General features: G+C 67.5%; 26 protein-coding genes. 15 read left to right on the top strand and 11 right to left on the bottom strand.

Going from position 1 to position 25,260, the window contains the following annotated elements:
- Positions 1 to 69: 69 nt before the first annotated feature.
- A complete protein-coding gene (locus tag RAN53_RS12855) occupies positions 70 to 972 on the bottom strand; it encodes a LysR family transcriptional regulator (protein WP_305797214.1) in 903 nt (300 codons plus the stop codon).
- A gap of 176 nt (positions 973 to 1,148) precedes the next feature.
- On the opposite strand from RAN53_RS12855, the gene RAN53_RS12850 reads away from it, so the two are divergent.
- Positions 1,149 to 1,850 carry a CoA transferase subunit A gene (locus RAN53_RS12850; protein WP_305797213.1) on the top strand — a complete coding sequence of 234 codons (702 nt, stop codon included), beginning with the start codon at positions 1,149 to 1,151 and terminating at the stop codon, positions 1,848 to 1,850.
- Between the two features lie 58 nt (positions 1,851 to 1,908).
- On the top strand, positions 1,909 to 2,568 hold the full coding sequence (locus RAN53_RS12845; protein WP_305797212.1) for a CoA transferase subunit B: 660 nt from the start codon (positions 1,909 to 1,911) through the stop codon (positions 2,566 to 2,568).
- Between the two features lie 161 nt (positions 2,569 to 2,729).
- Here the strand turns inward: RAN53_RS12845 and RAN53_RS12840 are convergent, their stop codons facing one another.
- The 3 genes from RAN53_RS12840 to RAN53_RS12830 form a co-directional block, all read right to left on the bottom strand.
- On the bottom strand, positions 2,730 to 3,497 hold the full coding sequence (locus RAN53_RS12840) for a DUF1338 family protein (RefSeq protein ID WP_305797211.1): 768 nt from the start codon (positions 3,495 to 3,497) through the stop codon (positions 2,730 to 2,732).
- A 112-nt stretch (positions 3,498 to 3,609) separates the two neighbouring features.
- Positions 3,610 to 3,885 (bottom strand): GrxA family glutaredoxin, encoded by a 276-nt coding sequence (locus RAN53_RS12835; protein ID WP_305797210.1) that lies wholly within the window; start codon positions 3,883 to 3,885, stop codon positions 3,610 to 3,612.
- Between the two features lie 133 nt (positions 3,886 to 4,018).
- Positions 4,019 to 4,840, bottom strand: coding sequence for an inositol monophosphatase family protein (locus tag RAN53_RS12830; protein ID WP_305797209.1), 822 nt, complete (start codon positions 4,838 to 4,840; stop codon positions 4,019 to 4,021).
- Between the two features lie 150 nt (positions 4,841 to 4,990).
- Here RAN53_RS12830 and hybE point away from each other — a divergent pair, with 150 nt between their 5' ends.
- Positions 4,991 to 5,449, top strand: coding sequence for a [NiFe]-hydrogenase assembly chaperone HybE (gene hybE, locus RAN53_RS12825; protein WP_305797208.1), 459 nt, complete (start codon positions 4,991 to 4,993; stop codon positions 5,447 to 5,449).
- Between the two features lie 293 nt (positions 5,450 to 5,742).
- Positions 5,743 to 6,510, top strand: a complete 768-nt coding sequence (locus tag RAN53_RS12820) for a 3-hydroxybutyrate dehydrogenase (RefSeq protein ID WP_305797207.1) — start codon at positions 5,743 to 5,745, stop codon at positions 6,508 to 6,510.
- Between the two features lie 4 nt (positions 6,511 to 6,514).
- Here the strand turns inward: RAN53_RS12820 and RAN53_RS12815 are convergent, their stop codons facing one another.
- Both RAN53_RS12815 and RAN53_RS12810 read right to left on the bottom strand, forming a co-directional pair.
- Entirely contained in the window at positions 6,515 to 7,054 is a 540-nt protein-coding gene (locus tag RAN53_RS12815; protein ID WP_305797206.1) for a response regulator transcription factor, read from the bottom strand.
- 28 nt (positions 7,055 to 7,082) lie between these two features.
- Entirely contained in the window at positions 7,083 to 8,357 is a 1,275-nt protein-coding gene (locus tag RAN53_RS12810) for an ATP-binding protein (RefSeq protein WP_305797205.1), read from the bottom strand.
- A gap of 169 nt (positions 8,358 to 8,526) precedes the next feature.
- On the opposite strand from RAN53_RS12810, the gene RAN53_RS12805 reads away from it, so the two are divergent.
- Both RAN53_RS12805 and RAN53_RS12800 read left to right on the top strand, forming a co-directional pair.
- The gene (locus RAN53_RS12805) at positions 8,527 to 10,116 is read left to right on the top strand and encodes a peptide chain release factor 3 (RefSeq protein WP_305797204.1); all 1,590 of its coding nucleotides are present in this window, start codon (positions 8,527 to 8,529) and stop codon (positions 10,114 to 10,116) included.
- Between the two features lie 211 nt (positions 10,117 to 10,327).
- Complete coding sequence (locus RAN53_RS12800; RefSeq protein ID WP_305797203.1) at positions 10,328 to 11,101, top strand: TatD family hydrolase; 774 nt, start codon at positions 10,328 to 10,330, stop codon at positions 11,099 to 11,101.
- Here the strand turns inward: RAN53_RS12800 and RAN53_RS12795 are convergent.
- Positions 11,096 to 12,130 (bottom strand): YgfZ/GcvT domain-containing protein, encoded by a 1,035-nt coding sequence (locus RAN53_RS12795; protein ID WP_305797202.1) that lies wholly within the window; start codon positions 12,128 to 12,130, stop codon positions 11,096 to 11,098. The two genes, RAN53_RS12800 and RAN53_RS12795, sit on opposite strands and share 6 nt — an antisense overlap.
- A 142-nt stretch (positions 12,131 to 12,272) precedes the next feature.
- Between RAN53_RS12795 and RAN53_RS12790 the strand changes: the two genes are divergently transcribed.
- The 6 genes from RAN53_RS12790 to RAN53_RS12765 all read left to right on the top strand — a co-directional run bounded on the left by RAN53_RS12790 (position 12,273) and on the right by RAN53_RS12765 (position 19,183).
- Positions 12,273 to 12,470: a hypothetical protein gene (locus RAN53_RS12790; protein WP_305797201.1), complete on the top strand. Its 198-nt coding sequence runs from the start codon at positions 12,273 to 12,275 to the stop codon at positions 12,468 to 12,470.
- Between the two features lie 15 nt (positions 12,471 to 12,485).
- A complete protein-coding gene (locus RAN53_RS12785; RefSeq protein WP_305797200.1) occupies positions 12,486 to 12,902 on the top strand; it encodes an OsmC family protein in 417 nt (138 codons plus the stop codon).
- 58 nt (positions 12,903 to 12,960) lie between these two features.
- A complete protein-coding gene (uvrB, locus tag RAN53_RS12780) occupies positions 12,961 to 14,988 on the top strand; it encodes an excinuclease ABC subunit UvrB (RefSeq protein ID WP_305797199.1) in 2,028 nt (675 codons plus the stop codon).
- Positions 14,989 to 15,181: 193 nt separating this feature from the next.
- The gene (locus RAN53_RS12775) at positions 15,182 to 16,687 is read left to right on the top strand and encodes a fumarate hydratase (protein WP_305797198.1); all 1,506 of its coding nucleotides are present in this window, start codon (positions 15,182 to 15,184) and stop codon (positions 16,685 to 16,687) included.
- A gap of 94 nt (positions 16,688 to 16,781) precedes the next feature.
- Positions 16,782 to 18,200, top strand: a complete 1,419-nt coding sequence (gene cls, locus RAN53_RS12770) for a cardiolipin synthase (protein WP_305797197.1) — start codon at positions 16,782 to 16,784, stop codon at positions 18,198 to 18,200.
- A gap of 65 nt (positions 18,201 to 18,265) precedes the next feature.
- On the top strand, positions 18,266 to 19,183 hold the full coding sequence (locus RAN53_RS12765; RefSeq protein ID WP_305797196.1) for a LysR substrate-binding domain-containing protein: 918 nt from the start codon (positions 18,266 to 18,268) through the stop codon (positions 19,181 to 19,183).
- Between the two features lie 76 nt (positions 19,184 to 19,259).
- Here the strand turns inward: RAN53_RS12765 and RAN53_RS12760 are convergent, their stop codons facing one another.
- Entirely contained in the window at positions 19,260 to 20,354 is a 1,095-nt protein-coding gene (locus RAN53_RS12760; protein ID WP_305797195.1) for a bifunctional nicotinamide-nucleotide adenylyltransferase/Nudix hydroxylase, read from the bottom strand.
- 151 nt (positions 20,355 to 20,505) lie between these two features.
- On the opposite strand from RAN53_RS12760, the gene RAN53_RS12755 reads away from it, so the two are divergent.
- Positions 20,506 to 21,540, top strand: a complete 1,035-nt coding sequence (locus RAN53_RS12755) for a YihY/virulence factor BrkB family protein (RefSeq protein WP_305797194.1) — start codon at positions 20,506 to 20,508, stop codon at positions 21,538 to 21,540.
- A gap of 27 nt (positions 21,541 to 21,567) precedes the next feature.
- Complete coding sequence (locus tag RAN53_RS12750; RefSeq protein WP_305797193.1) at positions 21,568 to 21,840, top strand: acylphosphatase; 273 nt, start codon at positions 21,568 to 21,570, stop codon at positions 21,838 to 21,840.
- Positions 21,841 to 21,850: 10 nt separating this feature from the next.
- On the opposite strand, the gene RAN53_RS12745 is transcribed toward RAN53_RS12750, so the two are convergent.
- Genes RAN53_RS12745 through RAN53_RS12735 form a run of 3 tightly spaced genes read right to left on the bottom strand, consistent with a single transcriptional unit; the run spans position 21,851 to position 24,770 of the window.
- Complete coding sequence (locus RAN53_RS12745; RefSeq protein ID WP_305797192.1) at positions 21,851 to 22,822, bottom strand: nucleoside hydrolase; 972 nt, start codon at positions 22,820 to 22,822, stop codon at positions 21,851 to 21,853.
- A gap of 14 nt (positions 22,823 to 22,836) precedes the next feature.
- Complete coding sequence (locus RAN53_RS12740) at positions 22,837 to 23,829, bottom strand: ribokinase (RefSeq protein WP_305797191.1); 993 nt, start codon at positions 23,827 to 23,829, stop codon at positions 22,837 to 22,839.
- A gap of 2 nt (positions 23,830 to 23,831) precedes the next feature.
- A complete protein-coding gene (locus RAN53_RS12735; RefSeq protein WP_305797190.1) occupies positions 23,832 to 24,770 on the bottom strand; it encodes a D-2-hydroxyacid dehydrogenase in 939 nt (312 codons plus the stop codon).
- A 173-nt stretch (positions 24,771 to 24,943) separates the two neighbouring features.
- On the opposite strand from RAN53_RS12735, the gene RAN53_RS12730 reads away from it, so the two are divergent.
- Positions 24,944 to 25,207 (top strand): FmdB family zinc ribbon protein, encoded by a 264-nt coding sequence (locus RAN53_RS12730; protein WP_305797189.1) that lies wholly within the window; start codon positions 24,944 to 24,946, stop codon positions 25,205 to 25,207.
- Positions 25,208 to 25,260: the final 53 nt, after the last annotated feature.

Raw genomic sequence — 25,260 nt, 5'->3', positions numbered from 1 at the left:
CTGTGGAATGTCGGCAATGCTAAAGGATCCCCCGACGCCTGCCCAGCGCCTGCGACCAACGCCCATGGCTCAACGGCCCGTGGGGGGGCCCGCGGCGGGCCCCTGGGTCTCGAGGATCACCTCCTTCAGGGCCAGGGCCGCGGTGGAGAGCTCGCCATGGGTGAGGATGCCCACGGCGCGCTGGATGGCGGGGGCCTCCAGGGGCAGGCAGCGGGCACCGAGCTCCTCCATCTGGCCGCGGCACAGCGAGGGCACCGCGCTGACGCCCAGCCCGCTGGCCACCATGCGCCCCACGGTGGCCAGCTGGTGGCTCTCGAAGGCGCTGGGCAGTGCCATGCCTTCTGCTTCCAGCTGCTGCTCGAGCAGGCGGCGCACCATGGAGGGGCGCTGCAGGGCAATGAAGTCGTGGGTGAGCAGCATCTCCCAGCGCAGCGCCGGGTGTCCGGCCAGCAGCGAGCGGGGCGGTACCACGGCGACGAAACGGTCGCTGAACAGGGGCGTGAAGGTGAGGCTGCCCACGGCCTCTGGCTCGAAGGCGATGCCCAGCTCCACCTGGCCGTTGCGCACCATCTCGATCACCTGCTCATTGATGACGTCGTGCACGGTGACATTGATGCGCGGATAGCGCTGTCGAAACGCCATCAGCGCCGGGGGCAGCAGGTTGCCGGCGAAGGAAGGCATGGCGGCCACCCCGAGCCGGCCCATCTGCAGGGTGAAGCGCTGGCGCATCGACTCCTCGGTGTTGTCCCAGTCGGCCAGCAGCCGCTTGGCCAGGGGGACCAGCGACTCGCCTTCGGGGGTCAGGCGAACGCTGCGTGTGGTCCTCGTCAGCAGCCGACCGCCAAGGCTCTCCTCGAGCCCCTTGATCGCCAGGCTAAGCGCTGGCTGCGAGAGGTGCAGATGCTCGCAGGCCTGGGTGAAGCTGAGGGTCTGGGCGACGGCGAGGAAGGCGCGAAGCTGCTTGGCGGTCATGAGAAGGCTACCCGTGGCGTAGATGCGACGAAGGTATAATTAATAACATTTTCCGATTAAATGATAAGAAAAACAAACTTAACAAATATATCGCCAGGGCCAACACTGGTGCCACGAGTCTCCAAGACCCGCTATTCTTCCTGAGTACTTCAGCTCACAACAACATGAGGCGTCCTATGTCCGGATTCGACAAGCGCGTTAACACCTATGCAGAGGCGATGGAAGGCATCGACAGCGGCATGACGGTCGCCGCCGGTGGCTTCGGCCTGTGTGGCATCCCCGAGAACCTGATCGCCGAGATCAAGCGTCGTGGCGTGAAGGACCTGACCGTGCTCTCCAACAACTGCGGCGTCGACGGCTTCGGCCTGGGCGTGCTGCTGGAGGACAAGCAGATCTCGCGCATCTATGCCTCCTACGTAGGGGAGAACGCGCTGTTCGAGCAGCAGATGCTCAACGATGAGATCGAGGTGATCCTCACCCCCCAGGGGACCCTGGCCGAGAAGATGCGCGCCGGCGGCGCCGGTATCCCGGCCTTCTATACCGCCACGGGCTACGGCACGCCCATCGGCGAGGGCAAGGAGGTGCGCGAGTTCAACGGTCGTCCGCATATCCTCGAGGAGGCGTTCCACGCCGACTTCGCCATCGTCAAGGGCTGGAAGGCCGACCGCTACGGCAACGTGGTCTACCGCGATACCGCCCAGAACTTCAACCCGCTGGCGGCAACCTGCGGCAGGATCACCGTGGTCGAGGTCGAGGAGATCGTCGAGCCGGGTGAGCTGAAGCCCGACCAGATCCACACCCCGGGTATCTACGTCGACCGCATCATCCAGGGCACCTTCGAGAAGCGCATCGAGAAGCGCACCGTGCACGAGGGGTGATCTCCTCGCCGCTGACGTTTCTCACCGACCGTTTCTCATCGAACAAAGAGGCAACAAGATGGCACTGACTCGCGAACAGATGGCAATGCGCGTGGCGCGTGAACTGGAAGATGGCTTCTACGTGAACCTGGGCATCGGCATCCCGACCCTGGTGGCCAACTATATCCCCGACGGCATCGACGTGATGCTGCAGTCCGAGAACGGTCTGCTCGGCATGGGGCGCTTCCCCACCGAGGAAGAGGTCGACCCGGACATGATCAACGCCGGCAAGCAGACCGTCACCGCCCGTCCGGGGGCGGCGATCTTCTCGTCGGCGGAGTCCTTCGCCATGATCCGCGGCGGCCACGTCGACCTGACCGTGCTGGGGGCCTTCGAGGTCGACCAGAACGGCAATATCGCCTCCTGGATGATCCCCGGCAAGCTGATCAAGGGCATGGGCGGCGCCATGGACCTGGTGGCCGGCGCGGAGAACATCATCTGCACCATGACCCACGCCTCCAAGCACGGCGAGTCCAAGCTGCTCGAGAGCTGCAACCTGCCGCTGACCGGCGCCGGCTGCATCAATCGCGTGCTGACCGACCTCGCCTACCTGGAGATCAAGGACGGCGCCTTCCACCTCAAGGAGCGCGCCCCGGGCGTATCCGTGGAGGAGATCCAGTCGCTGACCGCGGGCAAGCTGGTGGTGCCCGACCACGTCCCGGAGATGACCTTCGACTGATGCGGGACCTTCCCCGCTGATACCGCGGCCCGGACGTCAAGCGTCCGGGCCGCGTGCGTTCGGGGATGGCGATTTTATGACCATCGCGCCTCGCGGCCGATGGTGAGGGGCCGGGTCGCCAATGTTGCACAGCGTTATCCACAGATTCTGTGGATGACGGATCAGGAGAGCTGGCAGCGGGTGTGGTGGGGCAGCAGCAGTTCGACCACTCGCTCCTGGTGGGCACTCACCGATTTCTGCACCAGCGCGATGCCACCGGTCTCCACACGGTGCTCGTCACCCTCGGCGAAGGGCAGCCGCCGCGAGCCCGTCGGGTAGAAGCGATAGTCGACCAGCGGCGAGATGGGGAAGAGGCCGTGATGACGATCGGCGGTGCCGGCGAATCCGGCCTCTTCCATCCCCCGGTGCAACTCCTCGAGGGGGGCATCGAGGTACTGGCAGTCGTAGCCCACATGGTGCAGCCGCGGCCCGTTGACGGCGAGCAGGGCGGCCAGGGGATGCGCCTGATGCAGGGCCTGGTAGCTCTCCCAATCAGGCATCGGCCAGGGCCGACCCCGGCACAGGCGATTGGGGCCTCGATGGGCCGCCTCCGGGGCCTGGTTGACCAGCCCCTCGAGCAGCGCCCTGGGCCGCCTGGCCAGGGTGCCCATCTGGAGTTCGGCGACGGCCAGCCAGGGGCCTTCTCCCGGCGGTGCCAGCAGGTTGACCAGCAGCCCGCGGTCGGCCATGGCATGGCGGTGGCGGATGCGGTAGCCGAAATGCGCAAGCGAAGGCAGCAGGGCATCCATGCCGTGATGGCGGTGGTTGAGGGTCAACAGGGCCAGATATTCCACCGGGGCATCCAGCGGCCAGAGCCGCAGCCCGCCGATCTCCGGATGCTGGTGGATGAAATCCAGCCATAGCTGCTGAATGAACTCTTCCCTCTGCATCGAAAGTGCTTCCCTTGTCGTCGTGACTGGCGGGAAGTATAGGCATCGACGACGGGAGGGCTTTCAACGCCAGGACCACGCAGCCGAGCAGGGCGTGGTCAGTGGGCAGCGGTCAGTGGGGCTGGGCGGCCGCCAGCAGGCCCTCGACGCGCACGAACTGATCGAATTCCGAGAAGCCGCCGATGGGCGTGGCATCCAGGAACACCTGGGGCACCGTATGCACGGTCTGGCCGACCTTCTGGGTCAGGTCGGCCTTGGTCAGCCCCTCGGCATACATGTCGATATAGCGATAGCCCTCACTGGCTCCGGCGGCCTCGAGGCGCTGGGCAAGGTCCTTGGCGAACACGCAGAAGGGGCAGCCTGGACGGCCGTAGATGGTGATGAACATGGGCTCTCCTCGGCGCCTGGGGCGCTGGCTGGCAAATGGATGGCGCCATTGTCCGTGATAGCGGACGCCGTGGCCAATAGGCCCTGGCGAGCCGGGCCATTGTCAGCCGCTATGGGTTGTCAGCCGCCACGAGTCACGGCGCGTCGAGTTCACCGGCATCGGCGCGCCGCAGCAGCTCGCCCAGTTCGGCGTGGATGCCCGGGCTCGAGGCAAGCAGATTCTCCCCGTAGAGAGCCGCGGGGATCCCCTCGGGGCAGGGGTAGAGATGCCCCGTGCGGGCGCCGGCCTCGCTGGCGATCAGCCAGCCGGCCGCGAAGTCCCAGGGCGAGACGCTCTCGTAGTAGGCATCCAGTCGGCCGCAGGCGACGTCGCACAGGTCGAGAGCCGCCGAGCCGTTGCGGCGCACGTCCTGGCAGTGATCGAGCACCGCGGCGAGGCGGCGCATCAGCGGTGGTCGGCTGTCGCGGCGGTAGGGGAAGCCGGTGGCGACCAGGCTGCGATTCAGGTCGTTGCGGCGGCTGGCGTGGATCGGCTCGCCGTTGCGCCAGGCCCCCGCGCCGCGGATGGCGGTGTAGGTCTCGCCCAGGAAGGGGGCGTGGACCACGCCGATGCGCGCCTCGCCATGCTCCAGCCAGGCGATGGAGACCGCCACGTGGGCGAGCCCGTGGGCGAAGTTGACGGTGCCATCGATGGGGTCGATGACCCACAGCGGCCCGTCCACGGCCAGCGCGCTGCGGTCGGGTGAGAGCTCCTCGCTGAGGCGTGCCTCCCCCGGGAAGCTCGATTCCAGTCGGGCGTCGATCAGGCGGTCCACCGCCACGTCGATATCGGTCACCAGCTCCTCGCCACCCTTGTAGCGATGACCGAAGTCCCGGTCATGACGGGCATCGCGGATGCGCGTTCCCGCTTCCCGGGCGATCTCCAGGGCATGCTGCAGGCGTTCGTTGTCGGTCATGATGGGCTCCCTCGGAATGGGCTGGACGGGACGGGTCCGGCATGGCGCGTGCCGATAGCCTAGCAGCTCGACGGCAGGGCGCCGATGTCCGGCTGGGACCGGCGGCCCGCTGCGCCTATACTGGCGCCGCCCGTCATCATGGAGAGACTCATGCATGCCCTGACCCCGGAACAGTACCAGCGCCTGCGCCGGCTTGCCGAGGCCTGGACCGCCAGCCACCTGCGCGAGTCCAAGTCGCTGTCCCAGTTCAATCCGCGACTGGCCGCCGATGCGCTCTGCTTCCAGTCTTATCGCCTGCCCGAGCACGGCGAGCAGCTGGTGGGTGCCCTGGTCACACCGGTATCGCTGTGGCTGGTGATGCTGCCCGCTACCCAAGACGAGCCCATGCCCGGCGCCGGGGAGCGCTGCACGCTGTCATTGCCCTCGGGTCGCTACCCGCTGGAAGCCGTGGCGCTGGGGGAGTCGCTCGCCTGCTGGCGCCTGGTGCTGCTCGATGATCTCGCCGATGTCGTCACGCGACAGGACGCCAGCCGCCTCGCCCAGCAGCTGATGGAGCGGGTGATGGCCCCCGCGCAGGAGCCCGGCGAGGAGTCTCCTCGCGAAGGGTGACGAGGCATCCGAAGACCATCGCAGATGGCAGTCCCTCTCAAGGCTTTTCCGGCGACAGGCCCCGGAGCGCCGGACCGTCGATGGGGCGCTACGAGTACTTCCTTGTAGGCTACCTCGGCCATCCCTGGTCCTCGGACCCCCTCTCCGACCTGTCCCCGGCGCCTTTCGCAATCAACCTGTCGGTAACTGCGACAGCCCCGAACCGAACCCCTCGAGGTGGCGCGGCATGCCGACATCCCCTTATGCTGGTGGCTTCGCGTATTTCGACAATCTACATCAGCAAGGAGTCGTCAATGTCAGCGTCCGTCACCCCCCGCGTCGCCCTCGTCACCGGTACCAGCAGCGGTATCGGCGAGGCAGTGGTGCGTCACTTCTGTCGCCTCGGCCACCAGGTGCTGGCGGTGGACTTCAATCCCGCGGGCCGCGAGGTGGCCGAGGAGGCCGGTGCCAGTTTCTTTCAGGCCGACCTCACGGACGGGGAGGCCTGCAAGGCCGCCGTTGCCGAGGCGATCAAGCGCTTCGGGCGCGTCGATATCCTGGTCAACAACGCCGGCATCCAGCATGTCTCGCCCATCGAGGAGTTTCCCGAGGCGAAGTGGCGCCAGATCATCGACCTGATGCTGACCGCTCCCTTCCTGCTGAGCCAGGCGGCATGGCCCTCCATGCGCGAGAATGGCTGGGGGCGCATCGTCAACATCGCCTCGGTACACGCCCAGGTGGCCTCGCCGGGCAAGTCGGCCTATATCAGTGCCAAGCATGGCATGATCGGCCTGACCAAGACCGCGGCGCTGGAGGGCGGCGCCCAGGGCATCACCGCCAACGCCATCTGTCCCGCCTACGTGAAGACCCCGCTGGTCGACAACCAGATCGCCGACCAGGCGAAGATGCACGGCATGGACGAGCAGGAGGTGATCGAGCAGATCATGCTCAAGAACGCCGCCATCAAGCGCCTGATCGAACCCAACGAGGTGGCCGAGCTGGTGGCCTACCTGGCATCCGACTCGGCCGGTGCCGTCACCGGTGCCAGCTGGAACATGGACCTGGGGTGGACGGCTCAGTAAGGGGCTAGCGTCGCACCGGCCGCTTCTGCAGCTTGCGCTGCAGGGTGCGGCGGTGCATGCCCAGGGCCCGGGCGGTGGCGGAGATGTTGCCGTCGTGCTCCTGGAGCACCTTCTGGATATGCTCCCAGGCGATGCGGTTGATGGAGGGGGGCTGGTCGGCCAACTCGATCTGCGGGTCGCCATCATCCTTGTCGAAGGCGGCCAGCACCTCGTCGGCATCGGCCGGCTTGCACAGATAGTTGACCGCCCCCAGCTTGATCGCCTCCACGGCCGTGGCGATGCTGGAGTAGCCGGTCAGGATCACCACCCGACACTCAGGGACCACCTCGAGCAGTTCCGGCAACAGCTTGAGCCCCGATTCATGCTCCAGCTTGAGGTCGAGGGTGGCCAGGGTGGGGCGGTGCCGACGGGCCAGGGAGAGCGCTTCCTGGGCATCCCGGGCGACCACCACCTCGTAGCCGCGGCGGGTCATGGCACGGTCAAGCACGTGGCAGAACATCTCGTCGTCGTCGATGATCAGCAGGCGTTCGGGCGTCTCTTGCATGGGTCTCTCGCTCGGGTGGTGGGTGAGCTCATTCGGCGGCGGGGGCGAGGGGCAGCACGACCTCGGTCAGGGTGCCGCCCTGGGGGTGATTGTAGAGGCTGACGCCGCCGCCGAAGCGGTTGATGGTGGCATGGGTCAGGAACAGGCCGATGCCCATCCCCTTGCTCTTGGTGGAGACGAAGGTCTCGCCGAGCTGGTCGGCGATCGACAGGGCCACCCCGGGGCCGTGGTCGCGGATGTCGATGATCACCTCGTCGTCGTGCCAGTCGAGGCCGATGGCGATGTCGTCGGGGTTGGCGTCGGCGGCGTTGTTGAGCAGGTTAGTCAGCGCCTGCTCGAGGGTCGTGTCCACCGCCAGCCAGGGGCGGCTGCGGTGTTCTGCCACCGTCATGTGATGGCTGACGTCCGGGCGCAGCACCAGCCAGCGCTGTACTACCCCGGCCAGCCACACCTCGGCATCGGTGATCTGCGGCTCGCCCATGCGGCGACGGTCGGCGCTCTCCACCAGCTGCTGCAGCCGTGACTTGCAGGTATCCACCTGCTGGCGGAGCAGTTCGATATCCTTCTGCAGCATGGGGTTGTCCCCGCTCTCCTCGCGCATCTCGGAAAGCAGCACCGCCATGGTGGAGAGCGGTGTGCCCAGCTCGTGGGCGGTACCCGCGGCCTGGGTGGCCACGGCGAGCACCTGTTCGTTGCGCAGGGCGGATTCGCGGGTCCGTGACAGCGCCTGCTCCCGGCTGCGCAGGGCATGGGCCATCTTGTAGATGAAGAAGGTGACCAGGCCCGCCGAGAGGGCGAAGTTCAGCCACATGCCCAGCACGTGGAGGTTGAGCCCGGGGCTCGGCCCGTGGCCGCCGGTCAGCTGGGGGACCGGGTGATGGAAGGCCAGCAGCGTGCTGTAGCCGAGCATGGAGGTGGCGGCGATGATCCAGGCGCAGCGCCAGGGCAGGGTGGCGGCGGCGATGGTCACCGGGACCAGGTAGTAGGTGATGAAGGGGTTGCTGGCGCCGCCGGTGAAGTAGAAGAGCAGCGTGAGCCCGGCAACATCGGCCAGCAGATGGAGCAGGTATTCGCCGTCGGTCACCGCGCGGTGGCGTCCCAGGCGCCACCAGGTGGCCAGGTTGATCACCGCCATCACCAGCACCACGCCGATCACCGCGGTGACCGCAAGCTCGAAGCCCAGCACCTCGACCCCGAAGATGATGGCGGCGAGGAAGCCGGTCCAGGTGATGCCGCGCACGATGGTCAGGCGCACCAGGTTGCGGTTGGGGGTGGAGAGCGGCAATGGCTGGGTGGTCGGCATGTTGGCTCCTGTATCGACCGCCCCATGATAGCGCGGCAGCGCCGCCGGGTGGCGTACGCGGCCTACATTTCGGCCCGGCGAGGGCGTAGAATAGGCGCCAAACTCCTCTCTCGACCCGGCGCTGCTCTCCTCGAGTACAAGGTTGAGTACAAATTGGCGAACCCAACGCATGTCAGACCAGAAACAGGCCCATGAGACCGGGCTTCGACGCACCTTCGCGATCATCTCGCACCCGGATGCCGGCAAGACCACCATCACCGAGAAGATGCTGCTGTTCGGCAACGCCATCCAGATGGCGGGGTCGGTGAAGAGCAAGCGCAACGACCGCCACGCCACCTCCGACTGGATGAAGATGGAGCAGGAGCGGGGCATCTCGGTGACCACCTCGGTGATGCAGTTCCCCTATGGCGGGCGCATCGTCAACCTGCTCGACACCCCGGGCCACGAGGACTTCTCCGAGGACACCTACCGTACCCTGACCGCGGTGGACTCGGCGCTGATGGTGATCGACGGTGCCAAGGGCGTCGAGGCCCGCACCATCAAGCTGATGGAGGTGTGTCGCCTGCGTACCACGCCGATCCTGACCTTCATCAACAAGATGGACCGCGACATCCGCGACCCCATCGAGGTGATGGACGAGGTCGAGGAAGTGCTCAATATCCAGTGCGCGCCGATGACCTGGCCGATCGGCATGGGGCGTCACTTCAGGGGTGTCTACCACCTCTACAACGACACCATCCATCTCTATACCCAGGGGCAGGGCAGCCGCATCCCCGATGACCGCCGCATCGAGGGGCTCGACAATTCCGAGGTGGACGCGGTGCTCGGCGAGGAGCAGGCCGAGGAGCTGCGCATGGAGGTGGAACTGGTGCGCGGGGCATCCCACGAGTTCGACCACGAGGCCTACCTGCGGGGCGAGCTCTCGCCGGTCTACTTCGGTACCGCCATGGGCAACTTCGGGGTGCGCGAGATGCTCGATGGCTTCGTGGAATATGCGCCGCCCCCGCAGTCCCGCGAGACCGACACGCGGGTCGTGGAGGCCGAGGACGGTCGCTTCACCGGTTTCGTGTTCAAGATCCAGGCCAACATGGACCCCAATCACCGCGACCGTATCGCCTTCCTGCGGGTCTGCTCGGGCAAGTACGAGAAGAACATGAAGATGCGCCATGTGCGGATCGGCAAGGACGTCAAGATCGCCGACGCCCTGACCTTCATGGCGTCGGACCGCGCCCAGGTAGAGGAGGCCTGGCCCGGTGACATCATCGGCCTGCACAACCACGGCACCATCCAGATCGGTGACACCTTCACCCAGGGCGAGGACATGCGCTTCACCGGCATCCCGCACTTCGCCCCGGAGCTGTTCAAGCGCGTGCGCCTCAAGGATCCGCTGAAGATGAAGGCGCTCCAGAAGGGCCTGCAACAGCTCTCCGAGGAGGGCGCCACCCAGGTGTTCATGCCGCTGGACAACAACGACCTGATCCTCGGCGCCGTGGGGACCCTGCAGTTCGACGTGGTCGCCCACCGCCTCAAGGAGGAGTACAAGGTCGACTGTGTCTACGAGGGGGTGAACGTCCACACCGCCCGCTGGATCTACGGCGACGACGCCCGCAAGCTCGAGGAGTTCAGGCGCAAGGCCAGCACCAACCTGGCCATCGACGGCGGCGGCTATTTGACCTATATCGCCCCCACCCGGGTCAACCTGCAGATGACCCAGGAGCGCTGGCCGGAGATCCGCTTCCAGCCGACCCGCGAGCACTGAAACGTTGGTTGCATGTCGCCGGATCGCTCGCGGCTGATCCGGGGGCGGGCCTTCGAGGAGGCGCTGTGAACCCATCCCTGGGCGCTACCGATGCCATCCCTGGCATAGGACCTCCTCTTCGACCCGCCCCCGGCGCCCCTCGCTTCGAGCGCTCAGCAAGGCTGGTATGTTTTCCTTGCTCCTTGCTCCTTGCTCCTTGTAGTTTGTCTCCATGCTTATCGACGCCCACTGCCATCTGGACTTCCCCGACTTCGATGCCGACCGCGAGGCGGTGATCGAGCGGGCCAGGGCGGCCGGCGTCGGCCATTTCGTGGTGCCGGGCACCACGCGCAAGCGCTGGCCCGGCGTGCTGGCGCTGGGGGAGCGCGACGACGTCAGCGTCTGCCTGGGGCTTCACCCCTATTTCATGGATCAGCACCGCGAGGGGGACCTGGCGGCGCTGGAGGCGGCATTGGACGAGCATCCTGACGTGGTGGCGCCCAGGGTCGTGGGAATCGGCGAGTGCGGCATCGATGCCCGCTTCGCCGAGACCCTGGCGGCCCAGTGGCGTCGGTTCGACGCCCAGTTGCGCCTGGCCAAGGCGCGCTCCCTGCCGGTGGTGATCCACTGTGTGCGCGCCAACGATCAGGTCGCCAAGCGCCTGCGCCAGCTGGCGCTCCCCGCCGGCGGGCTGATCCACGCCTTCGCCGGCTCGCCCGAGCAGGCACGCGCCTTCCTGGATCTCGGCTTCACGCTCGGACTGGGTGGGGCGGTGACCCATGAGCGGGCCAGGCGACTGCATCGCGCCGTGGCGTCCCTTCCGGACGATGGCTACGTGCTGGAGACCGACAGCCCCGACATGCCGCTGGCCGGCCACCAGGGCGAGCGCAACGAGCCGGCGCGTGTCGTCGAGGTGTGTCGGTCGGTGGCGGCGCTGCGTCACCAGGCACCGGAAACGGTGGCGGCGAACAGCACCGCCAACGCCCGGCGCCTGTTTCGGCTATGACGCCGTCAGGCTTTCCGGATCGAGACGCTCGACGGGGTAGGGCAGCTTCAGCAGCTTGAAGGCCTGCCCGGCCACGCTGAGGGGCCCCAGGTCCTCCTTGGTGCTCAATACGGCGAGCACCTCGGCCTGGTCGTAGGCGTCCAGCTCCGCGGCGAGCACCTCGCCCACGCCCTTGCCGTCGGCGGTCTCCACCGGACTGCCCAGGGCGGGCAGCTCGCTCCCCTCCAGCTGGGCGCGCATCAGGCGGCGCTTGACCTGACCGCGGAAGTGGGCGCGTGCGACCACCTCCTGGCCGGTGTAGCAGCCCTTCTTGAAGCTGATACCGCCCAGCGCCTCCCAGTTGATCATCTGCGGCAGCAGGGCGTCGCGGTGAAGCGAGGTCAGCCAGCCCAGTCCCGCCTGGATATCGTGCAGGCTCCAGACGGCATTGCCCACCGGCGTGGCCTGATCGGCCAGGGCCGACCAGACATCCTTCGCCCGCGTCGCGGGGAGGATGGCCAGCAGGCGCGGGCGTGGCCCCGGGTGTGCCAGCAGCTGGGTGTCGGCGTCGCCGGCCTGGTGCCAGATCGCCGGCGGGGGGATATCCAGGCGCACCTCGGCCAGGGCCCCGGCTTCCTGGCCGATCAGGCCGATCAGGGCCAGGTCGCTGCGGGTCTTCAATTCGACCTTGTAGAAGGGGGCGAACTTCTTCAGGTGTTCGGCCAGGGAATCGACCAGGTCGCGGTGCAGGATCAGTCGGTAGTGCTCCTCGGCCACGCGCAGCAGCTGGGCGTTGGCGAGCATCCGCCCCTTGGGGGTACAGAAGACGGTCAACGGTGCGACGTCACCATCGACCAGGGTGAGCTGGGCACTCGCCTGGCCCTGCAGAAACGTCTCGGCATCGGCGCCCACCACATCGAGCACACCGAACTGGACGAGGGGCGTCACTACCGTGGCATCCAGGGCCTGGCGTGCGCCATCCGGGGCGTCGAAGGTGATGCGGTCGTCGGCGAGCGAGCTTGCGCCCAGCTGGGTGAGCCAGTCGTGCATGGGGTGCCTCGTCGTGTCGGGAAGGGTGTCGGGATATCCGGAGAGATGTGGGCGCCGCCGCGACATTGCAACCGCTGCCGGTCCGGGTGGCACATGCTAGACTCCCGAATTCATCCATGCCAGGCAAGCCAGGAGTCACGTCATGGCACATCAGTCGCTGAGCTTCGAGGGTGTCACCGACGCCGACCAGGTCAATCGCATCACCACCGCGCTGATGATGCTCGATGGCGTCGATAGCGCCGAGGTAGGGCGCCACGGCGCCGAGGTGGAGGGTCGCGCCCGGCGGGAGGCGCTGATCAAGGCGATCGAGGCCCTGAGGCTGCCGATCGAGGTCAAGTGAGCAGGGAGTATCCGCATGAAGAAGACCATTGAGATCCAGAGCGTACGCAACCATATCTTTCGTCAGCGGGTCGAGCTCGACGGCTTCGAGGACCTGTTCGTGGATGTGCCCGAGGCCTACGGCGGCGAGGAGTCCGCCCCCGACCCCCACGACTACTTCGATCTGTCGCTGGGTGCCTGCAAGGCGATCACCTCGATGATGTATGCCCGGCGCAAGAAGTGGCCCCTGGAGGGCGTCAGCGTCACGGTGCACCGTGACGACAGCGAGGAGCGCCACGGCACCTACCGCCTCGACGTGGCGATGACCTTCCACGGCATCGGCGACCCGGAACAGGTCGCCCGCCTCGAGGAGATCAGCCACAAGTGCCCCATCCATCGGCTGATGACCAGCTCCACGGTAGAGGTGAGCACCCGCGCCGTGACCCCGGCCTGATCCGGGGCAAGACCTCGAGCGGCGGCTGCGTCGGCCGCCGCACCAACCCGGAGAGTTCATGAGCAAGCCCTTTCGCCTCGCCTCGAAGTTCCAGCCCGCCGGTGATCAGCCAGCGGCCATCGACGGCCTGGTGGGTGGCCTGGAGGCGGGTCTGGCCCACCAGACCCTGCTCGGGGTCACGGGCTCCGGCAAGACCTTCACCATGGCCAACGTGGTCGAGCGCCTGCAGCGCCCGACCATCGTCATGGCGCCCAACAAGACCCTGGCGGCCCAGCTCTACGGCGAGTTCAAGGCGTTCTTTCCCGACAACGCCGTGGAATATTTCGTCTCCTACTACGACTACTACCAGCCCGAGGCCTATGTGCCCTCGTCGGACACCTTCATCGAGAAGGATGCCTCGATCAACGACCATATCGAGCAGATGCGCCTCTCCGCCACCAAGGCGCTGCTCGAGCGTCGCGACGCCCTGATCGTGGTCTCGGTCTCCGCCATCTACGGCCTGGGCGACCCCGATCAGTACCTCAAGATGCGGCTGCACGTCACCCGCGGCGAACTGATCGACCAGCGCAAGCTGCTGCGCCGCCTGGCGGAGCTGCAGTACACCCGCAACGACATGGACTTCAAGCGTGGTACCTACCGGGTACGCGGCGATGTCATCGATGTCTTCCCGGCCGATGCCGAGGACGAGGCGGTGCGCGTCGAGCTGTTCGACGACGAGATCGACTCGATCCGGCTGTTCGACCCGCTCACCGGCGAGGTGCGTGGCGAGGTGCCGCGCATGACCATCTATCCCAAGTCGCACTACGTGACGCCCCGGGAGACGATCCTGGGCGCCATCGACGAGATCAAGGCGGAGCTCGTCGAGCGTCTCGCGTGGCTGAGGAAGCACGAGCGGCTGGTAGAGGCCCAGCGGCTGGAGCAGCGCACCCTCTACGACATCGAGATGATGCTGGAGCTCGGCTACTGCAACGGCATCGAGAACTACTCCCGCTACCTCTCGGGGCGCAACCCCGGTGAGCCGCCGCCCACCTTCTTCGACTACCTGCCCGACGACTCGCTGCTGTTCATCGACGAGAGCCATGTCAGCGTCCCCCAGGTCGGTGGCATGTACAAGGGCGACCGCTCGCGCAAGGAGACCCTCGTCGAGTACGGCTTCCGGCTGCCCTCGGCGCTGGACAACCGCCCGATGAAGTTCGAGGAGTGGGAGGGTATCTGCCCCCAGACGATCTTCGTCTCCGCCACTCCCGGCCCCTACGAGGCGGAGCACGCCGGTCAAGTGGTGGAGCAGGTGGTGCGCCCCACCGGCCTGCTCGACCCGGAGCTGGAGGTGCGTCCGGCCACCACCCAGGTGGATGACCTGCTCTCCGAGATCCACCTGCGCGCCGGGGCCGGCGAGCGCGTGCTGGTGACCACGCTGACCAAGCGCATGGCCGAGGACCTCACCGAGTACCTGGACGAGCACGGCGTGCGAGTGCGCTACCTGCACTCGGATATCGATACCGTCGAGAGGGTGGAGATCATTCGCGACCTGCGCCTGGGCAAGTTCGATGTGCTGGTCGGCATCAACCTGCTGCGCGAGGGCCTGGATATCCCCGAGGTCTCGCTGGTGGCCATACTCGACGCCGACAAGGAGGGCTTCCTGCGCAACGAACGCTCGCTGATCCAGACCATGGGGCGGGCCGCGCGCAACGCCCATGGCAAGGCGATCCTCTATGCGGACCGGATCACCGACTCCATGCGTCGCGCCATGGACGAGACGGAACGCCGTCGCGCCAAGCAGATCGCCTTCAACGAGGAGCACGGCATCACCCCGACCACGGTGACCCGCTCGGTGGCGGATATCCTCGAGGCGGCCCAGACGCCGGGGAAGAAGGGCAAGGGGCGCCGCGGCGATCGCAAGGTGGCCGAGCCGGCCGGGGCCTACGATCCCGCCGACCTCTCGCCCCAGGAGCTGGTGCGCGAACTCACCCGGGTCGAGGATGCCATGTTCGAGGCCGCCCAGAACCTGGAGTTCGAGGAGGCCGCGCGGCTTCGCGACCGGCTTCATCAACTCCAGGAGCGTCAGCTGGCGCTGGGTGCCGTCTAAGCGGCTATGGAAGAACCTACCCATCTACTTTATACCGTTACCTAATTTAACAGGCATTAGGCGAAGGCCTGGTGCCGGTCGATGTCAGCAGCTCACGGGGTAGGGTATAATTCCCCCGATCGAGCCCGCCTGCGCGGCCGCGAGGTGGTCGCACTGGAGCGGGCATGCCGACAAGCCAAGGAGCCCCTTGCCCATGACCGTGATTCGTCAGGACGACCTGATCCAGAGCGTCGCCGATGCCCTGCAGTACATCTCCTACTACCACCCCAAGGACTTCATCGACGCCATGGCGGCCGCCTATGAGCGCGAGGAGAACCCCGCCGCCAAGGACGCCATCGCCCAGATCCTGATCAATTCGCGCATGTGCGCCATGGGCCACCGCCCGATCTGCCAGGACACCGGCATCGTCACCGTCTTCCTGCACGTTGGCATGAACGTGCGCTGGGAGGCCGACATGAGCCTGGACGACATGGTCAACGAGGGCGTGCGCCGCGCCTACCAGCTGCCCGACAACGTGCTGCGTGCCTCCGTGCTGGCGGACCCGGACGGTGCCCGCAAGAACACCGGCGACAACACCCCGGCGATCATCCACCACAAGATCGTCCCCGGCGACACCGTCGAGGTCTACGTGGCCGCCAAGGGCGGCGGCAGCGAGGCGAAGTCCAAGTTCGCCATGCTCAACCCCTCCGATAACGTGGTCGACTGGGTGATGGAGCAGCTGCCCAAGATGGGCGCCGGCTGGTGCCCGCCCGGCATGCTGGGCATCGGCATCGGCGGTACCGCCGAGAAGGCCATGGAGATCGCCAAGGAGGCGCTGCTCGACCCCATCGACATCCAGGAGCTGCAGGCGCGTGGCGCCTCCACCCGCGCCGAGGAGCTGCGCCTGGAGCTGTTCGACAAGGTCAACAAGAGCGGCATCGGCGCCCAGGGCCTGGGCGGCCTGACCACGGTGCTGGATATCAAGGTCAAGGACTATCCGACCCACGCGGCCAACAAGCCGGTGGCGATCATTCCCAACTGTGCCGCCACCCGCCACGCCCACTTCACCCTGGACGGCTCCGGCCCCGCGGCGCTGCCGGCGCCGAAGCTTGAGGACTGGCCGGAGATCACCCGCGAGGCGGGGGACAACGTCAAGCGCGTCGACCTCGACAGCGTGACCCCGGAGGAGGTGCAGTCCTGGCAGCCCGGTGACACCCTGCTGCTCAACGGCAAGCTGCTCACCGGCCGCGATGCCGCCCACAAGCGCATGGTGGACATGATCGCCAAGGGCGAGCCGCTGCCGGTCGACATGCGCGGCCGCTTCATCTACTACGTGGGCCCGGTGGATCCGGTGGGTGACGAGGTGGTGGGCCCGGCCGGACCGACCACCGCCACCCGCATGGACAAGTTCACCCGCACCATGCTCGAGGAGACCGGCCTGCTGGGCATGGTCGGCAAGGCCGAGCGCGGCGAATCGGCCATCGAGGCGATCCGCGACAACAAGGCGGTCTATCTGATGGCCGTGGGTGGCTCCGCCTATCTGGTGGCCCAGGCGATCAAGAAGGCCCGGGTGGTGGGCTTCGAGGACCTGGGCATGGAAGCCATCTACGAGTTCGAGGTGGAGGACATGCCGGTGACCGTGGCGGTCGACAGCCAGGGCACCTCGGTGCACCAGACCGGTCCCGCCAAGTGGAAGGAGATCATCGCCGAGCGAGCGTGATCCCGTCGCTCCAGGCGCTACCGCGGCCCCGCCTCCTGGCGGGGCCGCTGCCGTTTGGGTATGCTGCAGATCACTGTTTTTGCAGGGAGCGCACATGACGTCCTGGCTGATCGGTCTGGCGATCTTCACGGTGCATCTGCTGGGCATCCTCTCGGCGGTCCTCGCCCTGCTGTCCAGCCGGACCTCCCAGGGGGCCATCGCCTGGATCCTCTCCCTGGTCACGCTTCCCTACCTGGCGGTGCCCGCCTACTGGATCTTCGGGCAGCCGCGCTTCTACGGCTATGTCTCGGCCCGTGGCGAACGCGACAGCGTGCTGCGCCGGGTGCTGGCCCGCTACCGCTCCCAGGTCGAACCCTTCCTCGCCGATGCCCAGGACCCGGATATTCGCGCCGTGGAGCAGCTGGCCCAGATGCCGTTGACCAGCGGCAATCGTGCCGAACTCCTGATCGACGGCCAGGCCACCTTCGACAGCCTCTTCGACGGCATCGACAGGGCCCAGGAGTATGTCCTGGTGCAGTTCTTCATCGTGCGCAACGATGCCCTGGGGGTCGAGCTCAAGCGGCATCTCAAGCGTGCCGCCGAGCGCGGCGTGAGGGTCTATTTCCTGTACGACGAGGTGGGTAGCCACCAGCTCAACGAAGGCTACCTGCGCGACCTCGCCGAGGAGGGCATCGAGGTCAGTGGCTTCCGCTCCTCCCGCGGATTCAAGCATCGCTTCCAGCTCAACTTCCGCAATCACCGCAAGGTGCTGGTGGTCGACGGCAGGGAAGGGTGGCTCGGCGGCTTCAACGTCGGCGTCGAGTACCTGGGGCACCATCCCCGCCACGGACCCTGGCGCGACACCCACCTCAAGCTCACCGGGCCCAGCGTGCTGGGGCTGCAGGAGGCCTTCTGGGAGGACTGGCACTGGGCCACCGGTGAGCTGATCAGTCTGGCCTGGCAGCCCACGCTGACCTGCGAGGAGTGTCACCGCGTGGTGATCGTGCCCTCGGGGCCGGCCGACCCGCAGGATACCGCCAGCCTGCTGGTCCAGCACGCCATCCACAGCGCCCGGGAGCGTTTCTGGGTCACCAGCCCCTACTTCGTTCCCGACCAGGGCGTGCAGGACGCGCTGCGCCTGGCGGCCATGCGCGGCGTGGACGTGCGCATCATGATGCCCGAGCGGCCCGATCACTTGCTGGTGTTCCTGTCGGCCTTCTCCTTCCTGCCCGACATGCTGCGAGCCGGCGTCAAGGTCTTCCGCTACCAGCCCGGCTTCCTGCACCAGAAGGTGATGCTGATCGATGACGAGGCGGCCAGCGTCGGCACGGTCAACCTCGACAACCGCTCCTTCCGTCTCAACTTCGAGATCACCGCCTTCCTGCCGGACCGCCAGTTCGCCGCCCAGGTTCGCCTGATGCTCGAGAAGGACTTCAGCGACTGCCGCCGGGTCGACATAGAGGAGATCACCTCGCGGCCACTGTGGCGCAAGCTGGTGTCCCGGGCCGCCTACCTGCTGGCCCCGGTTCAGTGATATATTAAGCGCTTGCGATGACCGGCGTGGCCGGTCGTTACGCCCACCCTGGATCGGGAGTCGCGGTGAACCTCGAGACCAAGTGGCTGGAGGACTTCGTCGCCCTGGCCAACACGCGCAGCTTTTCCGCCTCGGCGCGCCAGCGCCATGTGACCCAGCCCGCCTTCAGCCGCCGCATCCGTTCCCTGGAGCAGGCGGTGGGTGCCACCCTGGTGGATCGCTCCACCACCCCGGTCGGGCTGACCCCGGAGGGACAGCTCTTCCTGGTCACCGCCCGCAACCTGGTGGAACAGCTCAACGAGAGCCTGGGCCACCTGCGTGGCCTGGCCATGGCCAACGAGGCGCTGGACATCGTCGCCGCCCACTCCCTGGCGCTGAGCTTCTTCCCGCCCTGGATCTCGCGTCTGCAGCAGGGCGTCGGCGAACTGCCCACCCGCCTGGTGGCCATGAACGTGGGCGAGGCGATCCACGTGCTGCGCGAGGGCAACTGCGACCTGATGCTCGCCTATCACGACTCCCACGCCACCATGCAGCTCGACTCCGAGGTATTCCCCTCGTTCTCCATCGGCCAGGTGAAGATGCTGCCGGTCTGCCTGCCGGACGAGGATGGCGAGCCACGCTTCCCCCTGCAGGGGGAGGAATCCATCCCCTATCTCGCCTACACCCAGGGCGCCTTCCTGGGGCGCAGCGTGCGCATGCTGCTCAAGAACGACCCGTTGCGTCTACGCCTGCGCACCGTCTACGAGACGGCCATGGCCGAGGGGCTCAAGGGCATGGTGATGCAGGGCATCGGCATGGCCTGGATTCCCGACTTCTGCATCCGCGAGGAGCTCAAGGATCGCCGCCTGGTACGCGCCGGTGACGAGAAGTGGGATATCCCCCTGGAGATCCGCCTCTACCGCTGCTCGCTGGTCCACAAGCCCGGCGTCGAGAAGCTCTGGAAGCAGATGCAGAAGCTGCCCCGCGACTTCCTCCAGGCTTGAAAAGGCGCGATTTCCTGCTGCACTCGACAGCCCGGCCCCCTTCGTATCATCGTCGCTATCCTCATGCGGGCGAGGGCTAGGCGCCGCCGAAATCGGCGGGTAGCCCAAGGAAATCCTGGATGATGAAGAAGTGGTCCTCGAAGAGGCTCTCGGGGTCGAGGTCGGCCAGCGCCACCCAGCGCGCGTGATCGCCGCCCTGGACCGGCTTCAGGCGCGGCAGCTGCTGTTCCGGACGCAGGGCGAAGTAGAAGGCCTCGGCGAGGGTGCGTCCCCGCCAGCTGCGATGCGGCTCGTCGAAGAGGCGCTGGCCGCGTAGCGAGCCCTTCAGCACCGGTTCCGGCACCTTCAGCCGCACCCGCTCGCGCAGCTCCCGCAGGCAGGCATCCAGCAGGCGTTCGTGTGGGTTGATGAACCCCCCCGGCAGGGCGTAGAGCCCCTTGCCCGGGGCGGCGGTGCGCCGCACCAGCAGCACATGGCCGGACTGCACCACCACCGCATTGACCGTGACGAAGATGGGCGGGTAGGGCGCCTGGGCCCAGGCGCTGCGGTACTGGTCGAGCAGCTCCTGCTCCTCGATCAACTGGCGGTAACCCTCGCCGGCACAGAAGTCGCGCAGGGTAGCGACGACCCCGGGAGGCAGGTCGTGGGAGGCGCCGGTACTCAGATAGTCGCCGGCCGAAGGAGGCGAGTGGAACAGCCGTTCACGGATCTGGCTGGCGGAGATGCCTTCCACCAGCGGCACGCTCACCGATTCCCACTGAGGAAACAGTGACAGGTAGTAGCTGGACTGCCCGCGGCTGGCTCCGATCAGGCCGATGCGTGGCAGCCGCGCCCCGAGGGGGCTTGCGATATCCCGTACCTTGCGCTGTACGTCGCGCACCCAGACGTCGTTGTTGTAGAGGGCATCGAGCAGCGGCACCACGGCGAGGCGCTCATTGTCCTCGGCATCGAAGGCGCTGCGCAGCATGGCCCGACGCTCGTCGAAGCGCCAGGGGTTGCGCAGCGAGCGGGCCTGCCAGGCCGACCCCACCATCACGATCACCTTCCGGGCGCGCTTCAGGGCCTGGTGGATCACCGCGAGATGGCCCAGGTGGGGCGGCTGGAAGCGTCCGATGAAGACCAGACAGTCGAAGTCCGGGCTCTCGGCGGTGGTCTCCGTGCAAGGGCTCATGGCATGGCCTGCTGTGAAATGGCCGCCCCATTATGTGAGTGACGACAGGGGCTTGCAACGCGTCCGTGGGCACCGACGAGACGGCCAAGCCGGGCGTCGGGTATGCTGTGGCTAAACCATCGTGACAAGACACAGGGAAGCGGGGAGCTCGATGTTCGATCCGAGGAAGCTGTCGCCGGCCCGGCTCAAGGCCGGCATGCAATTCTGGTGGCGGGTGGTACATGGCGCCATCCGTCTGTGGCTGGAACGCAACGCCTTCAGCTACGCCGGCTCGCTGGCCTTCTACACGCTGTTCTCCCTGGCGCCAACGGTGATCATCGCGGTCACCGTGATCGGTCTGGTGCTGGGGGAGGAGGCCGCCCACGGCCAGATCGTCGCCCAGCTGCAGGGCACCATGGGCCAGGACGCCGCCGCGGCCATCGAGGCCGCCGTCGCTCAGTCGCGTATCGAGGAGTCGGGGCTGCTGCCCACCCTGCTGGGCTTCGGGGCGCTGTTGGTGGGTGCCACCACGGTATTTGCCCAGATGCAATTCTCCCTCAACACCATCTGGGGAGTGACCGCGCGCCCCAGCGCCAACAGCGCCCTGGTGTTCATCAAGAATCGCCTGCTGTCGCTGACCGTGGTGCTCTCCATCGGCTTCATCCTGCTGGTCTCGCTGGTCCTCGGCGTCATGCTGCGCGCCACCCTCCAGGCCGCCGACAGCCTGCTGCCCTATGTGGGGCTGCTGACCACGGGGGCCGAGTTCCTGGCGTCGCTGGTGGTCATCGCCGCGCTCTTCGCGACCATCTTCAAGGTGCTGCCGGATGTGGTGCTGAGCTGGCGGGACGTGGCGGTGGGGGCCGTGGTGACCGCGCTGCTGTTCGCGGTGGGTCGCTCGGTGATCGCCCTCTACCTGTCGCATACCGCCACCGCCTCCACCTACGGGGCGGCGGGCTCGGTGGTGATGATCCTGCTGTGGGTCTACTACTCGTCATTGATCCTGCTGCTCGGCGCCGCCTTCACCCGCTGCCATCTGGCAGAGCGTGGCAAGCCGCTGGTACCCCGCAACACCGCCGTGGTGGTCCGGCGGGAGCTGCTCGATGATCGTCAGCGGAAGGCGTCGGTGCCCGGAACCGCTGGGAGCACCACCTCGGCGGTGGCAGACAGCGACCCCGGCCCGATAGAAAGGGATGTGATAGAAAGGTAGGCATCATTTTGCGAGGAGGATTGCGTCATGCAGACGACTTGCCTGAAGGCCCTGGTGACCGGCAAGGTCCAGGGCGTCTGGTATCGCCGCGCCACCCAGGAGCAGGCGCTCAGGCACGGCCTCACCGGCCATGCCCTCAACCTGCCCGACGGTCGCGTGGAGGTACTGCTGTGCGGCCGCCGCGACGCCGTGAAGGAGGTCGCCGAGTGGCTGTGGAAGGGGCCGGAGAACGCCCGGGTCACCCATGTGGAGTTCGAGGTCCTCGAGACCCACGTCCCGGACGATTTCCGTACCGCCTAGGGGGCCCGCCTTAGCCAGAACCAGGCCCGTCGCCATCTCGGGCGAGCACGTCGGCGATCCACTCGCTGACGGCCGCGCCGTCGACGCCCAGGCAGACATCCACCGGCGGGGTGCGCGACCAGCGTTGCTCGATGAAGGCGCGCCCCTCGGGGGCGAAGATCGTCTGCCCCTCGGCGTCGCCCTCGGTGGCCACGGTGAGGTGCCCGCAGGCCGTGGTGAACAGCTCCGGGCGCAGCAGCCAGGCCAGGGCGCAGCTGTCGTGAGGGCAGCAGCCATCGATGCCCAGGAAGTCGTGATAGAAGTCGCGGTAGAAGGCATAGCTGCCCGCCAGCACTCGCCCGAGTTCGCCCTGGCCGGCCTCGATGCGCGCCATGTGCGCCGGGGTCAGCACGCAGCGATGGGTCACATCGAGCCCCACCAGGGTCAGCGGCCAGCCCGCGGTGAGCACCCGCGCCGCGGCATCCGGGTCGTTGAACATGTTGGCCTCGGCCACGGGGGTGACATTGCCCCCCTCGCGGACCGACCCGCCCATGATCACCACCTGTTTCACCCGGTCGATGATGCCCGGGTCGAGCTGCAGCGCCGCCGCCAGGTTACCCACCGGGCCCACCGCCACCAGGGTCACCTCGCCGGGGCGGGCGTTGACCGTATCGACGATAAACTGCGCCGCACCCCTGGGCTCCGCCCTTCCGGTGACCTCGGGAAGGGCGATATCGCCCAGGCCGTTGGCGCCATGGATATGCGCGGGGGGCGCATGCCGCGCCTTGACCAGGGGCGCGGCGGCGCCCTGGGCGACCGGGACATCGTCGCGCCCGGCGAGCTGGGCGAGCAGCAGGGCATTGCGGGTGGCGACCTCCACGTCGACGTTGCCATAGGTGGTGGTCATGCCCAGCAGCTCGATCTCGGGGTGGCGCAGGGCGATGGCGATGGCCTGGGCGTCATCCACGCCCGGGTCGGTATCGAAGATGATGGCTTGTGTCACGATGCTCTCCGCGGTCAGGGGGCTTCAGGGTTGACGGGGGCACCGGGTGTCCCGGGGCCCTGCTGCAGGGCTCGCTCCACCTCATCGAGGGCAGGAATGCTCTCCGCGGCGCCGGGCCGCTGCACGGTCAGGGCCGCGGCGGTGGCGGCACGGCGCAGGCACTCGGCGATGGGCAGGCCCGCCTGCAGCGCCGCCAGGTAGTAGCCGATGAAGGTATCGCCGGCGGCGGTGGTGTCCACCGCCACCACCGGCAGCGCCGGCTGGTGGCGGCGGGTGTCGCGGTGCTGATGCCAGGCGCCTTCGCCGCCCAGGGTCAGCACCACCTCGGTGTCGGGCAGCCGGGCGGCCAGGGCGTCGAGCAGCGCCATGGCCTCGGCATCCGGCGCCAGATCCACTAGCGCCGCAGCCTCGGTGCGGTTGACGAAGAGCACGGAACACAGCGGCAGCGGGAGCCGCGCCGCCTGGTCATCCATGGGCGCCGGGTTGAAGGCCACCTTCAGGCCGCGCTCGACGGCCAGCGGGATCAGCGCCTCCAGGCCGCTGCACTCGTTCTGCAGCAGCAGCCAGTCGCCCGGGCTGGCGGCGGCGACGAGCTCGGCCAGCTCCTCACGCGAGGTCCCGTGATTGGCGCCGGGGAACAGGATGATGGCGTTCTCGCCGCTGTCATCCACCTGGATGATGGCATGGCCGCTGGGCCCCTCCACCAGGGTGACCCGGCTGACGTCGACCCCGGCCTCGGCCAGGGCGTCCCGGGCCCAGGCGTCCTGTCGCCCGACACGCCCCCAGTGATTCAGGCGGCCACCGGCCCGGGCCATGGCAAGCGACTGGTTGGCGCCCTTGCCACCCAGGCCCACGCGGTAGTCGCGGCTGGCCAGTGTCTCGCCCGGCGCCACCAGGTGGGGTACCCGATAGAAGTGGTCGAGGTTGATGGAGCCGAAGTTGTGGCAGTGGAAACCCTGGCCGATGTCTCCGGCATCCCGGAGGGGGCGGCTGTCCAAACCGTGCATCGTCACTTCCCCCGTGCCCAGTCACGCAGGTTATCGGCCGTCAGCGCCACCACATTCTGACGCGCCTCGGGCGTGATCCAGGCGTTGTGGGGCGTGACGATCAGGTTGAGTGGCTCGCTCAGGGCATCGATCAACGGGTGACCCTCCCGCGGCGGCTCCTCGGGCAGCACGTCCACTGCGAGTCCTCCCAGGCGCCCCTCGCGCAGGGCGGCGAGCGCCGCGGTCTCGTCGATGATGCCGCCCCGTGCACAGTTGATCAGCAGGGCGCCAGGCTTGAGGCGTGCCAACAGGTCGGCGTCGACCAGGTGGTGGGTGGCCTCGTTGAGCGGGCAGTGCAGGCTGATCGCGTCCAGCGCCGGGGCCAGCTTTGTCAGGCCCGGGCGCTCGTCATGGGCCTCGTTGCCGGGGCGGGCGGTGAAGGTCACGCGCATGCCGAACGCCTCGGCCAACTGTGCCACGCGGCCACCCAACTCGCCCTGGCCGACGATCGCCAGGTGCTTGCCCTCGAGCTGCAGGGTGCGATGATCCATCAGGCAGAAGAAGGGGCTCTCGCCCCAGCGGCCCGCCGCCACGTCGCGCCGGTAGCGCGGCAGGCGATTGGCCAGGGCCAGCAGCAGCATCAGGGTATGCTGGGCGACGCTGGCGGTGCCATAGCCGGTCACGTTCTTCACCGCGATGCCCAGGCGCCGGGCCGCGGCCATGTCGATGTTGTTGGTGCCCGTGGCCAGCACGCAGATCAGCCTCAGGGAGGGCAGGGCCTCCAGGGTCGCGGCGTCCAGTACGACCTTGTTGACGATGGCGACCTCGGCGGTCGCCAGGCGCTCCCGGGCCTCGTGAGTGGTGCTTCTGTCGTGGACCACCAAGTCATCGAGCTGCTCACGCAGGGGGGCCAGGTCGACATCGGGACCGAGGCTTGCGGCATCGAGAATGACGGCTTTCATCGAAGGTTCCTTACTGTGTGAGGTGCGCCTTGCCCGCACTGGTATGAGGCGCGCTATAATACCCGGCTTTGGCAGGCTTGGAAGTTGCCACGGCCGGCCGCATATTCGCCTGTGTCGGGCCTGGCCCGACCGCGTCCTTGACCCGGGTGATGACGATCTGGAGTGCTCAAACCATGCCCATCTACGAATACGAGTGCAAGGCCTGCGGCCACCGCCTGGAGAAGCTTCAGAAGCTCAGCGCAGAGCCGCTGACCGACTGCCCCGCCTGCGCGGCCTCGGCGCTGTCGCGCCTGGTCTCCGCCGCCGGTTTCCGACTGGCCGGCGGTGGCTGGTACGAGACCGATTTCAAGTCCGGCAGCAAGAAGAACCTCGCCGGTGACGGCGCAGGCGCCGCGCCGGATGGCAAGACCAGCAAGAAGGATGGAGCGGTGGCCTGAGGGCCGCCCCTCGTCGTTTCACGTTATTCGACTCACACCACGCAACAGAACAG

Source organism: Halomonas sp. SSL-5 (genome assembly GCF_030708455.1).
GTDB lineage: Bacteria > Pseudomonadota > Gammaproteobacteria > Pseudomonadales > Halomonadaceae > Halomonas.
Note: the sequence above shows the minus strand (reverse complement) of the source record. Positions and strands in the feature narration are given on the sequence as shown.